Below are 12,962 nucleotides of genomic sequence, written 5' to 3'. Positions count from 1 at the left end.
AACGGGTTATCTTCATAAAAGTAGTCTAGCATAGTGCTTATCTACTACAGCCCCTTATATTTTTTAAACAAGCGTTCTTATGCTTGATATTTTATGACTCAGTTTGTTATGTCAGTTTCCTATGACTTGGTTTTTGACAGTTCAGTTACTGATAGTTATGCAACTGCCAAAATATCAATATAAAATTTTCATACTCTCTAGTTTACCCAACTGCTTAACACTTGACCACCCTTTACGTTACGGATAACGCTCCCAGACAGTACAGATTTGTTAAAGACCTAATCTGTCAAAAAACCTACCTATTCAAGTGTTTACTCGTTAGACCACCGATTTGTCAAATATCGCGTTATCCCTTATGATGATTGTATATCAATGCCCTTCCACTGATTAATTTTTGCCTCTTATCGCAAGCAGACCTATTATGACCCAGCATTTTATCGTTATCGGCAATCCCATTGCCCACAGCAAATCCCCTGAAATTCATACGTTATTTGCAGCGCAGACGGGTATTGAGATTAGCTATCAACGCCAATATTGTCCCGATGATGCAGCCAGTTTTACCGCGGTGCTTGAGGCGTTTTTTCAGGGCGGCGGCGTTGGAGCCAACGTGACTGTACCTTTTAAACAAATCGCTTATGACTGCTGCGCGGCGCGCGGTGGTTTATCGGAGCATGCCAAAGTTGCAGGCGCAGTCAATACGCTGTTACTAAATAAAGCGCTGGTAAAAAGTGGCGTGCCAATTACTGAGGCATTGTATGGCGATAATAGCGATGGACAAGGACTGGTCAATCACATCGTAAGTTTGGGTTGGCCATTGAATGGTGCACGTGTGGCACTCATTGGTGCAGGCGGCGCAGCACGTGGGGTAATATTGCCATTGATTGAAGCCGGTATCGCACATCTTACGATTGCCAATCGCACGCTGAGCAAGGCAACAGCGTTAGTCATTGAGCTTAGCGCGGCAAGCACTGCTATTCATGAGCAGCAGATTGAAACTTGTCGCACAGCGGATTTAAATGGACAGTTTGATATTATCATCAATGCGACTTCTATTGGTTTATCAGCAGATACGCTACCACTAAGCGACACGCTAAACGGTGACTATGCTTATGACATGATGTACGGACGCCCGCTACCGTTTCTGCAGCATTTTTCTGCGCGTGGCGCACAGATTTCTGATGGTTATGGCATGCTCATCGGGCAAGCAGCGCTAAGTTTTGAGCGTTGGACAGGTCATACGATCGATGTTGCGCAAGCGACCGAAACGCTACACAATCGTTAATCGAAAATTGACATAAAAAAAGTCGCATGAACTTAGCTCATGCGACTTTGATTAATACTTGATTTCAAACGTACTGATGATTTGACACTCATCAATTAGCTAAAGCGCGCCAGCAGCCAGTTTTCGATACGCCGTAGTGGTATGCGTAAGTTGGTCGAATGCATCACTCCGCCGCCGCTCAGACCCACCAAGCAGCCAATCACAGTATCAAAAAGGCGCGTGCGAATCACTTCTTGATAGGCGGACTCAGAAAACGGTAGACCACTGCCGTATTCTGCAATAAATATCGTCAGCGGCGTGATAAATATGACTGCCAAACCATAATGTCGATCCACCAACGTCTCGATACAAAGCATCATCGTCAGTATCGCCAGTGCGACACCCCATATTGACAATCCCCAAGACAACATCCAACTCGCCAAAACCACGCCCAATACTGTACCAAGTAAACGATGTATTTGCTTAATCCACATGGTACGCAAATGAATACCTTGGATAATCAAAAAGCAGCTAACTGCTGCCCAATAGGGGTTGGACAGCTGTAAAGTGACGGCGATGAGCAAGGCTAAACTGACAAAACTGGCGACAATCACACTTTCAGTAATAGTATCTGGCTCGTAGCTATAAGTAGGCGTCGGCGTTGCTGGGCGCGTCGCCAGTAAAAATAACGAATACAGCAATGCCATCACTAAAGCAAAGCCACTGCCAAGCATCACCAGTCCAGTTGCACGTAAGATGTCTTCCAAAGGCAGCGGTATAAATAGCGCAATAGCGCCTGCCATCATCACAAACAGTCCCGCTGGCGGTGGCTGACGATAATAACGTCCAAAAATCACAATACCAAACGCCATGAGCGTAAATATCGGCAGTTTTAATAGCGGGATTTGCTGAGCAATGAGACCGAGCGCAAAGCACAGCGACATGGCAAAACCCCAAGCCATCACCGTCACCAATCGATACGGCAGCTTGCCCACTAACGGTATATTCAAAATAACCATCGCCCCCAAAGACGCTTTGATACCTGACGATAAAGCATCAAAATAAGCGCCCACAAACACAGGGAAACTGATCGCAATCGCCGCGATAATCGGCATATGCCACGGTCTCTTACTACGGTTCACTGTCAGCAGATGCGCCAGCTCCCCATCAATTAAAGCCTTTATGCGAGCAAATAACGCTGTCAGCCAAGATGCTCGCGTTGCCTTGCGCTTAGATGCGCTCATAATTGGCTTTCCTTATATCGTAAATGCAGTTAAAAAATGTTTTTCTGATACGTTCACATCTATCATTAATAGGTACTTAACCACAGACGCTGATAAAAACCGAATCCATCAATACATAAATTAATGTTTTGATTTAAAATATTAATTATGAATATTAGTTATTAGTTATATATTTGTCGCTATAGAAGATTTATACTGACAGTAACGCCGCGACAGCTGTTTTTTATCAAGGATGCCTTAAAGGCAATCAAAATGGATGAGCTGTTTTTGATAAATCTGAATGACGAGCCGTGATATCGTCTATTCTTACCCCAAATAATTAAACACCCTTTTACATGAAACGTGGCTCAACTACTGAGCTAGCCATTTATGATAGCGAATAACTAAAGAGAGCGACTATGTTAACTTACAAAGCACCTTTACGTGATATCAAGTTTTTAATAAATGATGTTTTCGACTTTCAAACTCATTATAAAGATTTGGATAATGGCGAAAATGCCGATCCTGAAACCGTCGATATGATTCTTCAAGGGATGGCAGATTTTGCTGAAAATGTCTTAGCGCCTTTATATCAACCAGCAGATGCTGAAGGTTGTCATTTTGAAAATGGTGTGGTCACAACCCCTAAAGGCTTTAAAGAAGCTTATGATCAATTTGTAGAAGGCGGCTGGCAAGGTATTTCTTACCCTGAAGAGTACGGCGGTATGAACTTACCGACCTCATTGAACTTAATTAAAGCTGAAATGATCGGTACGGCGAACTGGCCATGGGCAATGTATCCTGGTCTATCAACTGGCTGTATCAATACCATTATGCAATATGGTACCGATGAGCAAAAAGAAACCTACTTGCATAAATTGGTCGAAGGCTCTTGGGCTGGTACCATGTGCTTGACTGAACCGCAATGTGGTACGGATTTGGGTCAAGTTAAGTCTAAAGCCATTCCACAAGATGACGGCTCTTATAAGCTTAGCGGTACTAAGATTTTCATCTCAAGTGGTGAGCATGATTTAACGGAAAACATCGTGCATATTGTTTTAGCACGTTTGCCAAATGCTCCAGAGGGCACACGCGGTATCTCATTATTTATCGTACCGAAATTTTTACCAACTACTGAGGGTGAAATTGGCGAGCGTAATGGTGTGACTTGTGGGTCGATCGAACACAAAATGGGCATTAGCTCATCGGCTACTTGTGTGTTGAACTTTGATGATGCCGTGGGTTACTTAATTGGTGAGCCGAACAAAGGTCTAAAAGCTATGTTCACCTTTATGAACACAGCCCGTATTGGTACTGGTATCCAAGGTTTGGCGCATACTGAATTGTCATTCCAAAACGCGCTGCCGTATGCAAAAGATCGCCGTTCTATGCGCACCTTATCAGGCACGAAAGAGCCTGAAAAAGTTGCTGATGCCATCATCAACCATGCTGACGTACGTCGTATGCTATTGACCCAAAAAGCCTTTGCCGAAGGCGGTCGCTCGATGATTTATCATTCTGCGCGCTATGCTGATAAAATGGCACAGGGTATCATCAATGGCGATGATGAAGAGTTTGAAAAATGGGATGACAAATTGGGTTTCTACACACCAATCCTAAAAGGCTTCCTAACTGAACTAGGCATTGAAGCGGCCAAACACGGTCAGCAAGTCTATGGCGGTCATGGTTATATCAAAGAATGGGGCATGGAGCTAATTGCTCGTGATGCTCGTATCGCCACCATGTACGAAGGTACAACTGGTATTCAAGCATTGGATTTACTCGGTCGTAAAGTGATCTTGCAGTCTAAAGGCAAAATCATCCGTGATTACACCTCAAGCATTATGAAATGGTGTGGTGAGTATGCACTTGATAAAGACATGCGTAAATTTGTTTGGGCGCTCACCAAGCTATGTGCTGAGTGGAATACATTGACTGTCCGCTTGATGCTAATGGCGCGTAAAGACCGTGAAATCATCTCTGCTGCATCAGACGATTTCTTGATGTACTCAGGCTATGTCATGATGGGTTATCATTGGGCGCGTATGGCAGCAGTTGCTTATGACAAGCTAGAAGACGGCGGCGCTGAATCACCAGAATTCTACAAAGCTAAGATCCAAACGGCTGAATTCTACTTTGATAAGTTGTTACCACGTACCTCGGGGCATGCCGAAGCCATGGTTGCACCAAGTGAAAGCATGACAGCAATGAAGATTGAGAACTTTGCTTTTCTAGACTAAGTTTTTTAGACTAAGATAGCATCACAATTAAACAGTAATTAATAAAAAAAGCGCCTAGCATGTAGGCGCTTTTTTATGCTTAACTAAAAGTACAGACCTTCTCATTAAAGCCTATCGATAATAAATATACATCATAGATGACGGTTAATGAGTAACTCATTATAGATAAATGGCCATTTTAGGAGCCAATCATGTTATCCACTGATTATCAAAAAACGTCTTTAGCCTCATCAGTTATACGAGTGCTACTGCTCAGTACGGCACTGATCAGTTTTAGCGCAACTAGTGCTACGGAGCTGGCTAAAAACCCTGACACTCCTATTAGATTTGCCAAAGGCGCGATCAGTAGTACGGTCACTGGCAAATTAAGCCCCAATGAAGATGAGCGCTGGTATCGCTTTGATGCCACCAGCTGGCAATATGCCGTTATTAATATTGCACCACTTACTGGTACGCCTGAGACAGCCAATGTCGGCGTATTACATATGCCAAACGGTACGCAAGATGGCAGCAAAGGCGGTATCGTGTATCAAGGCTGCCTACCCGCAACCGGAGAATATCGCTTACGTATTGCCCGCAACTTGATGGCGACTGAAGGCAAAACGGCTGGTTATAAGGTTGAGGTAATGATATTACCCACATATGCCAGTAAATCGCTATGTGAATATTTATAACGATTGATAAATCGTCGTTTCGGACGATATCAGCATTTTAGCTACCCAGCATTTTTTTATGATACACCGCGCTAATTTCTTCAACTTCCACACATATCTGTAAGGCTGCTCGCCCTGATTGCTCTGCGCCTATCTCCTGCTCTATCGCCGTCACCAGCAGCCCTGCTAGCTGATTACGAATCACCATGTCACGACCAGTCATTAGTTTTAGATGCGCATAAATAAAGCCATACGCCTGCTCATCATCTTCAACGCCTACCAAAAATGTCTCAATGGGCACGATCCGTGCTTTAATATCAGTCGGCGTGCCAAAGTGCCCACTGTCCCATAATGCTTTATTTAACGCTTTAAGAAATGATTCTTCATGAGCAATACTGACATTTGGCGTCATTTGAATGGTTAGATGTGGCATGAATATGTCCTTATAAAATATGAGTGAGGGGATAAAATATTAGCCATCGTTTCAGGATTGATTAAACAGCCCGTTAGTGGCAACGATTTTTAGTCATCAGTAACTTTTTATTCATCAATAATAGTACTAAAGCTAGCAGCAAGGGTCTCAGCTAATTGTGCTGGTGGCAGCTCAATTTCTAAACCACGGCGACCACCGCTGACATAAATCGTTGTCTGCTCTGCAGCCGAGCTGTCTATGATAGTCGGCAAGCGCTTCTTTTGTCCCAATGGGCTGACGCCGCCTAGCACATAGCCCGTACTACGCTCTACCTGCTTAGGATCCGCCATTTGCACTTTTTTGCAGATCAGCAATTTATTCGAAGATAGCGCCTTAGCCGTTTTTTTAAAGTTTAACGTTTTATCCACGGGTAAGATAGCAACGGCAAGCGCACCAGTCTCTGTCGACACCACCAAGGTTTTGAAGACTTGTGACACATCCACGCCTAGCTTTTCTGCCGCCTCTAAGCCAAAAGAGGCGGCATTACTGTCATGGACATAGTCGTGTAATTGATAGTTCAGAGCGCGTTGTTTGGCAAGATTAATCGCTGGTGTCATAATATTTCAGCTTATATCAATGATATTAAAGGGTAGATTTAAACATAATTACTCTATAGTGACTCTTGGTTGTCGCCGAACTATTATTGCGCTAAATACATTAACTTTCAATTATTTGAGCTTATTAAGAGCGGCTTAACTCACTATATAGTAACCAGACCGTATTAATATTAGCAGTATATACAGACACTATATATCGCTTTGATGGCTTTTATGGCATCATAAGCGCAACATATTTGACTATTTTTGATACTGATTATGATACCGAAGTTCTTAAAAAAACGGATTTTTAAAGCGCCAGTCACAACCGACAGCGCTTCTAATACTGACGTCAATCCAATCGCCCCCAAGCCTTATTCCAATGCGCCGATTAATCAAATTTATCGCAAGCTATCGGGGCAGCTACTCGATGTCGCTGTTAAACCTAAGTTATTGGGTGAATTACCTGAGTTCGATACAGACGATCAAACGCTCAGATTTTATGTGTTGCAAGATTATTCGCGCTCCAACAGTATTTTGATTGACCTGCAGACGCAAGAGCACAATTTACCACCAGCATTGGTTGGGGTACATGATGCCGCCCATAATATCAAAGAAAACGCAGCCATCATATTTTTGAACCATCCAAGCGCCAAAGACAGTCAGCTATCGCCGCGCCTGTCACGTTTGGTGTCTGCTGTTTTGCAATATCCAGAGCTAAAAGTACGCTTGGTGCCCGTCTCTATTTTATGGGGACGCGCCCCAGAAAAAGAGGATTCACTGTTTAAGCTGCTGACCGCTGACAACTGGCAAGACCCTAGCATCACCAAGCAGCTCTTTAATATCGGAGTAATGGGACGTGACACCTTTGTACAGTTCCATCCACCTCAAGATCTACGTACCCTTATCAATGATAGCCTTAAAGGTGATGAAGAAGGGTTTTCTATTTTTGATTCACTAGCCGTTGATTCAAAAGAGAACTCTATAAAAGAAGATGATGTAAAAGAAGGCACTGTAAAAGAAAGTCCTGCAAAAGACAGCAATTTAGACATCACGAGTAGCGTGGGCGATGCTGACGAAGCACCAAATTATGCTTTGGTAGCGACCGCTGACAGCAATCGTGAACTGGTACGTATGCTACAGCAGAGGCTTACGGTTTATTTAGACAAGCAGCGTGCCAGTATGCTCGGTCCTGATTTATCAGACAGACGCAACTTAGTAGACAAGCTGGTGTATTCACCAGCTATCAAACATGCGATAGAGGCAGAAGCAGTAGAATCTGGTATCAGTGTACGTGAAGCCCGTGTCTTGGCTAAAGGTTATGCCAATGAGATGGTCAATGACTATTCACATTCCATCGTGCGCGGTTTTTATAAGTTTTTAACGTGGTTATGGACGCAACTCTATGATGGCGTAGAAGTCCATCATTTTGAGCGCGTACGTGAGCTTGCAACTGACTATGAGCTGGTTTATGTGCCTTGTCATCGTAGCCATGTCGATTATCTATTGCTATCTTATGTCATCTACAAGCGTGGTCTGAGCATTCCTTATGTCGCTGCTGGTGACAACCTAGATGTACCCGTATTAGGGCCATTATTACGCGGCGCGGTTGCCTTTTATATACGTCGTAGCTTTCGTGGCAATGCACTTTATACCGCCGTCCTCCGCGAATATATGCACACCCTTATTACGCGTAACACACCGATTGAATACTTTATCGAGGGTGGTCGCTCGCGTTCAGGACGTTTATTACCACCGAAGATGGGCATGCTAGCAATGACAGTGCACAGTCAATTACGTCATTCTGAGAAGCCAGTGGTTTTCATTCCGACTTATATCGGTTATGAACGTATTATGGAAGGTGGCACCTATATTGGTGAGTTAAAAGGCAAGCCAAAAGAATCTGAATCTTTACTAGGCTTACTCAAGGTTGGTCGTAAAATTGAGCGTATCTTTGGTAATGTACATCTAAGCTTTGGCACACCGCTGCATCTTAGCGACTTTATGACAAAATTCGATGTGCCAGCCAATAGCTTGCCAACGGATCGCACCGATACCCCGCTCGATGATAAAGCCAGCGCGATGGTCGATAACATCGGCGTCAAAATCATGCAGCACATCAATAAGGCGGCGGTTGTGACGCCCGTTTCGTTATTATCATTGGTATTATTATCAGCGCCTAAAGCGGCTTTAGATGAAGAAATCTGCCGTGAGCAAATTGCTCTCTATCAAGGTCTTGCTCAGCAGTTGTCCTACTCAGATGATACCGTTATTACAGATATGAGTCCGCAGCAAATCATTGATTATGGTATCAAGCTAAAGCTCATTGAACGTACGCCGCATATCTTAGGCGACATCATTCAGATTGCCGGCAAGCAAGCGGCATTGCTCAGCTATTTCCGTAATAACATCCTTCATGTCTTTATTCTACTGTCTTTTTTAGCCGCCTTAGTGGCGCGTAACGGTCGTATCGAACGCAGTCGTTTGGACAATATTGCTAAGCAACTCTATCCATTTTTACAAAGCGAGCTGTTCTTATATTACCCAGCACATGGCTTGGCTGATACCCTGAACAAAAAAGTCGACAGCTTACTCTCGCATGGTCTAATTGTAGAATTGAGCGATGGCGTACTCAGCGTCCCTGAGTCAAACAGCAAATGCTATCAGCAGCTGCAAGTGCTAGCGACGCCTGTCGGACAGAGCCTTGAGCGTTACTTTATGACGCTTGCCCTACTCGCCCAGCAAGGCTCAGGCAATCTAACTGAAAGCGAAGTCGTTGATCTGTGTCATCTGCTGGGTCAGCGCCTGTCTGTACTATATGCAGACGATATTCCTGATTTCTTTGACCGCGCCTTATTCACCAGCTTCATCAGTGCCTTGACTCGTCTCGATTACTTGCAAAAAGATGATGAAACCGGCGTATTGACCTTTGATCATCGTATCAATGATATTGCTCGTCATGCTAAGTACGTGCTAACGCCTGATATGATGCAGATTTTGCAGCAAGTCGCCAGCTTAGATGAAGAAGAAATTACTCATGCGATTACTGAGATTAGTAATAAAAAGCAGCGTAAATTTGGGCGTAAGCGTTAATTTGTAACCAGCTACAATATTTAATGAGCTAAACTGAATATATTGAGCAAAAAAAGACCTCTAATTGATTAGAGGTCTTTTTTTATCTTTGAATTTGAAATTTCTAAGTAGTTTTTTTTAACAACTACTTTTTAAATAACAGTCCTAGGTCGAAATCTTTTTATATTTCATACGCTTAGGAGTGGCAGCATCACCCATCGTCTTTTTGCGATACGTTTCAAACTCAGAATAGTTACCATCGAACCAAACTGGGCCTTCCTCTTCGAACGCCAAGATATGAGTCGCGATACGGTCAAGGAACCAGCGATCATGCGAGACGACCATGACCGTACCTGGGAAGACCTGAATCGCATCTTCTAGCGCACGTAAGGTTTCAATGTCCAAATCGTTTGACGGTTCATCAAGGAGCAAGACGTTCGCGCCCTGCTTCAATGTCTTCGCTAGCTGTAAACGGTTACGCTCACCACCAGACAATTGACCGACGTGCTTTTGCTGATCCGAGCCTTTGAAGTTAAAGCGACCGATATAAGCACGACTTGGCGTGGTGTAATCGCCAACCGTAATAATATCAAGACCGTCAGACACTTCTTCCCAAACAGTTTTGCTGTCATCTAAGTTGTCACGTACCTGACCAACATAAGCGACTTTAACACTTTCGCCCAAATCGACTGAACCCGTATCTGGCGTATCACGCTCAGTAATCATGTTAAACAGTGTGGTTTTACCCGCGCCATTTGGTCCGATGATACCGACAATCGCACCAGCTGGCACGTTAAAGCTTAGGTTTTCATAAAGCAGACGATCACCAAATGATTTGGAGATGTTATTCACTTCAATGACTTTATTACCTAAACGTGGACCGGGCGGAATATAAATCTCAGCTGTCTCATTGCGCTGCTGGAACTCTGTTGAGTTCAACTCTTCAAAGCGCTGTACACGAGATTTAGACTTGGCTTGTTGACCTTTTTGGTTTTTGCGAATCCAATCCAGCTCTTTTTTCAGTGCTTTAGCAAATGACTCTTCTTGCTTATTCTGCTGCTCTAAACGGGTGTTCTTTTGTTCGAGCCACTCAGTATAGTTGCCTTCATACGGATAACCATGGCCACGATCTAGCTCCAAAATCCACTGAGCGACGTTGTCTAGGAAATATCTATCATGGGTAATAGCAACGATTGTACCGCTATAGTTCTGCAAGAACTGCTCTAACCATGCAACAGATTCGGCGTCCAAATGGTTGGTTGGTTCGTCAAGTAACAGCATATCAGGGCGTGACAATAGCAAACGACATAGTGCCACACGGCGTTTTTCACCACCAGACAGCTTACTAACATCCGCATCCCAAGGTGGCAGACGTAAGGCATCAGCCGCTTTTTCGAGCTGAGTATTTAAGTTATGGGCATCCCACGCTTGAATGATGTCTTCCATCTTGCCTTGTTCTTCAGCAAGCTTATCAAAGTCAGCATCAGGCTCAGCGTATTCTGCATAAATGGCATCTAAACGAGCAAGCGCATCTAAGGCTTCACGCATACCGTCTTCGACGTTACCACGTACGTCTTTGCTGTCATCAAGCTGTGGTTCCTGCGGCAAATAGCCAATTTTGGTGCCAGTTTGCGCGCGTGCTTCACCACTAAATTCAGTATCCACGCCCGCCATAATGCGTAGCAAGGTTGATTTACCTGAACCATTGATACCCAAGACACCAATTTTGGCACCTGGGAAAAATGATAAGTTAATATTTTTTAAAATTTCACGCTTAGGCGGAACAAGTTTTGACACGTTGTTCATCGTGTAAATATATTGAGCCATTAACACTCCGATAGACTGCATAAAAGAGGCAAGCGAATCATACTTAGCAATGATGCCAAGCGTGCTGCACCTCAAAATCAGGGTTACAAATTATAAGCCATTATCGCATTGTGGCGCATACCCTGCAAGCCAACAGATTGTTTTAACGATTGTTTTACTTCTTTTGTCACAGAGTGCTCAGCTTTCTAGCTAAAAGCGGTAACGAAACCTACTATCAAACCGTTTCGCTTAACATTCTGACTTATAACTGTTTTATAAAGACCACAAAAAATTGCATCAAAACTTTCGCAAATTTAATCAATAGCCGTTAGCATGTTAGGATATCTTAACAAATTCGAGCGACCTGACCTAAGTGATATCTGCTAAATTGGCGCACAGGTGAACACAATATTTATGATGTCAATCATTTTGATAGTATTAACAAAGGTACTGATAATATGACCAACGGCTATCGCCCTGAAATGATTCAACATGCATTTATCGATTTTATTGGATCGCACTTACAGCCGTTTTGGTCTTTCACTGTCCCAAAGCTGCGCCTTGTTGCGCGATATACCCTTGGCGATGACTTAATAGCGCTCAGATTTGAGACCAATCATGCTTTTCGACGGCAATTAGTGGGTTCGCAACGTGGTTGGCAGGGTGGGCAACATCTTAACTTAAGCCTTCTTATTAAAGGTGTGTATCATCAGCGCAGCTATTCATTATTAGGTTTGGCGCACCAACCGCTCTGGTGGCAAGATGCTGCTACTAGCAACAGTATTGATAGTAGAGATAGCAAAAAGCAACCCCCTTATCTTGCGATTACCATTGCTATTAAGCCGCAAGGCTTGGTTTCGGATTATTTAACCAAACATATGGCACTTGGCAGTGTCATCAACAGTAGTGTCCCCAGTGGCTCTTTCACTTTGGCACAAGCATTTATAACGGTACAGACAAAATCAGCTGTCGAAAAATCTGCTTCTTTATTATTTATCGCGGGTGGCAGCGGTATTACGCCCATGTTAGGACTCATCACGCAAGCACTGGACAACGGACATCAGGTGACGTTGCTATATTACAGTCGCACTGAAATGCTCCCGTTCAAAAACCAATGGCAACAAATGAGCATAGCGTATCCAGCTTTCACCTATCATCTGGTCAATACCGAGAAAGCTGATACTTATTTGGCGGGCAAGCGACATTTGAGCGTAGACAGTTTGTTGGCATTAAACCTACCACTGGCAGATACGCAAATATTTGCATGCGGGTCACAGACTCTGTTGACTGGCTTATATAAAGCAGCGGCAGAGATAACCTTACCGCACAATAAAAACCTGCGCGATAATATCATTGTAGAAAACTTTGGTCATGCGTCGCCTGATTTCAATTTTGATAACAAACAGGCGCTCGATAGCAAAAAACACGCAGCGCAACATACTGTTTATTTACGGGCGAGGCAACGGCAGTTTGATAGTAGCACGACATTATTGAATGCCGCAGAGGACGCAGGAATTCGCTTAGCGCATGGTTGTAGACAAGGTATCTGCCAGTTGTGTCGCTGCAATAAAGTCAGCGGTGTGGTCAAAAATATTCACACAGGAAAAATAAGCAGTGATGGTTATGAATCTATTCAAACTTGCATCAACATTGCCATGACTGATGTGGTGCTAGATATTTAGCAACACGATGATAAAAA

At 43.7% G+C, this 12,962-nt stretch carries 9 protein-coding genes; 5 read left to right on the top strand and 4 right to left on the bottom strand.

Annotated elements, in window-relative coordinates; all coding sequences use genetic code 11:
• Positions 1–421: 421 nt before the first annotated feature.
• On the top strand, positions 422–1,282 hold the full coding sequence (aroE, locus tag I3252_RS04920; protein WP_238034402.1) for a shikimate dehydrogenase: 861 nt from the start codon (positions 422–424) through the stop codon (positions 1,280–1,282).
• A 95-nt stretch (positions 1,283–1,377) separates the two neighbouring features.
• On the opposite strand, the gene I3252_RS04915 is transcribed toward aroE, so the two are convergent.
• On the bottom strand, positions 1,378–2,505 hold the full coding sequence (locus tag I3252_RS04915) for an FUSC family protein (RefSeq protein ID WP_238034401.1): 1,128 nt from the start codon (positions 2,503–2,505) through the stop codon (positions 1,378–1,380).
• A 398-nt stretch (positions 2,506–2,903) separates the two neighbouring features.
• On the opposite strand from I3252_RS04915, the gene I3252_RS04910 reads away from it, so the two are divergent.
• Positions 2,904–4,724: an acyl-CoA dehydrogenase C-terminal domain-containing protein gene (locus I3252_RS04910; RefSeq protein ID WP_238034400.1), complete on the top strand. Its 1,821-nt coding sequence runs from the start codon at positions 2,904–2,906 to the stop codon at positions 4,722–4,724.
• A gap of 191 nt (positions 4,725–4,915) precedes the next feature.
• Positions 4,916–5,398: a hypothetical protein gene (locus tag I3252_RS04905; RefSeq protein ID WP_238034399.1), complete on the top strand. Its 483-nt coding sequence runs from the start codon at positions 4,916–4,918 to the stop codon at positions 5,396–5,398.
• A 37-nt stretch (positions 5,399–5,435) separates the two neighbouring features.
• On the opposite strand, the gene I3252_RS04900 is transcribed toward I3252_RS04905, so the two are convergent.
• Together I3252_RS04900 and ybaK are read right to left on the bottom strand one after the other, a co-directional pair.
• The gene (locus I3252_RS04900; RefSeq protein ID WP_238034398.1) at positions 5,436–5,810 is read right to left on the bottom strand and encodes a 5-carboxymethyl-2-hydroxymuconate Delta-isomerase; all 375 of its coding nucleotides are present in this window, start codon (positions 5,808–5,810) and stop codon (positions 5,436–5,438) included.
• A 107-nt stretch (positions 5,811–5,917) separates the two neighbouring features.
• Positions 5,918–6,406 carry a Cys-tRNA(Pro) deacylase gene (gene ybaK / locus I3252_RS04895; RefSeq protein ID WP_238034397.1) on the bottom strand — a complete coding sequence of 163 codons (489 nt, stop codon included), beginning with the start codon at positions 6,404–6,406 and terminating at the stop codon, positions 5,918–5,920.
• A gap of 258 nt (positions 6,407–6,664) precedes the next feature.
• On the opposite strand from ybaK, the gene plsB reads away from it, so the two are divergent.
• Positions 6,665–9,478, top strand: a complete 2,814-nt coding sequence (gene plsB, locus I3252_RS04890) for a glycerol-3-phosphate 1-O-acyltransferase PlsB (protein ID WP_238034396.1) — start codon at positions 6,665–6,667, stop codon at positions 9,476–9,478.
• Positions 9,479–9,622: 144 nt separating this feature from the next.
• On the opposite strand, the gene ettA is transcribed toward plsB, so the two are convergent.
• Positions 9,623–11,284: an energy-dependent translational throttle protein EttA gene (ettA, locus tag I3252_RS04885; protein ID WP_238034395.1), complete on the bottom strand. Its 1,662-nt coding sequence runs from the start codon at positions 11,282–11,284 to the stop codon at positions 9,623–9,625.
• Between the two features lie 437 nt (positions 11,285–11,721).
• Here ettA and I3252_RS04880 point away from each other — a divergent pair, with 437 nt between their 5' ends.
• Positions 11,722–12,945, top strand: coding sequence for an iron-sulfur cluster-binding domain-containing protein (locus I3252_RS04880; protein ID WP_238034394.1), 1,224 nt, complete (start codon positions 11,722–11,724; stop codon positions 12,943–12,945).
• Positions 12,946–12,962: the final 17 nt, after the last annotated feature.

Origin of the sequence: Psychrobacter sp. Ps4 (genome assembly GCF_022129285.1) — a bacterium.
GTDB lineage: Bacteria > Pseudomonadota > Gammaproteobacteria > Pseudomonadales > Moraxellaceae > Psychrobacter > Psychrobacter immobilis_A.
Note: the sequence above shows the minus strand (reverse complement) of the source record. Positions and strands in the feature narration are given on the sequence as shown.

Bases quoted from the DNA above. Each gene is read 5' to 3' on its own strand.
- I3252_RS04900 (WP_238034398.1), bottom strand. From the start codon at position 5,810: ATGCCACATCTAACCATTCAAATGACGCCAAATGTCAGTATTGCTCAT.
- I3252_RS04880 (WP_238034394.1), top strand. From the start codon at position 11,722: ATGACCAACGGCTATCGCCCTGAAATGATTCAACATGCATTTATCGAT.
- I3252_RS04915 (WP_238034401.1), bottom strand. From the start codon at position 2,505: ATGAGCGCATCTAAGCGCAAGGCAACGCGAGCATCTTGGCTGACAGCG.
- aroE (WP_238034402.1), top strand. From the start codon at position 422: ATGACCCAGCATTTTATCGTTATCGGCAATCCCATTGCCCACAGCAAA.
- plsB (WP_238034396.1), top strand. From the start codon at position 6,665: ATGATACCGAAGTTCTTAAAAAAACGGATTTTTAAAGCGCCAGTCACA.
- ettA (WP_238034395.1), bottom strand. From the start codon at position 11,284: ATGGCTCAATATATTTACACGATGAACAACGTGTCAAAACTTGTTCCG.
- I3252_RS04910 (WP_238034400.1), top strand. From the start codon at position 2,904: ATGTTAACTTACAAAGCACCTTTACGTGATATCAAGTTTTTAATAAAT.
- I3252_RS04905 (WP_238034399.1), top strand. From the start codon at position 4,916: ATGTTATCCACTGATTATCAAAAAACGTCTTTAGCCTCATCAGTTATA.
- ybaK (WP_238034397.1), bottom strand. From the start codon at position 6,406: ATGACACCAGCGATTAATCTTGCCAAACAACGCGCTCTGAACTATCAA.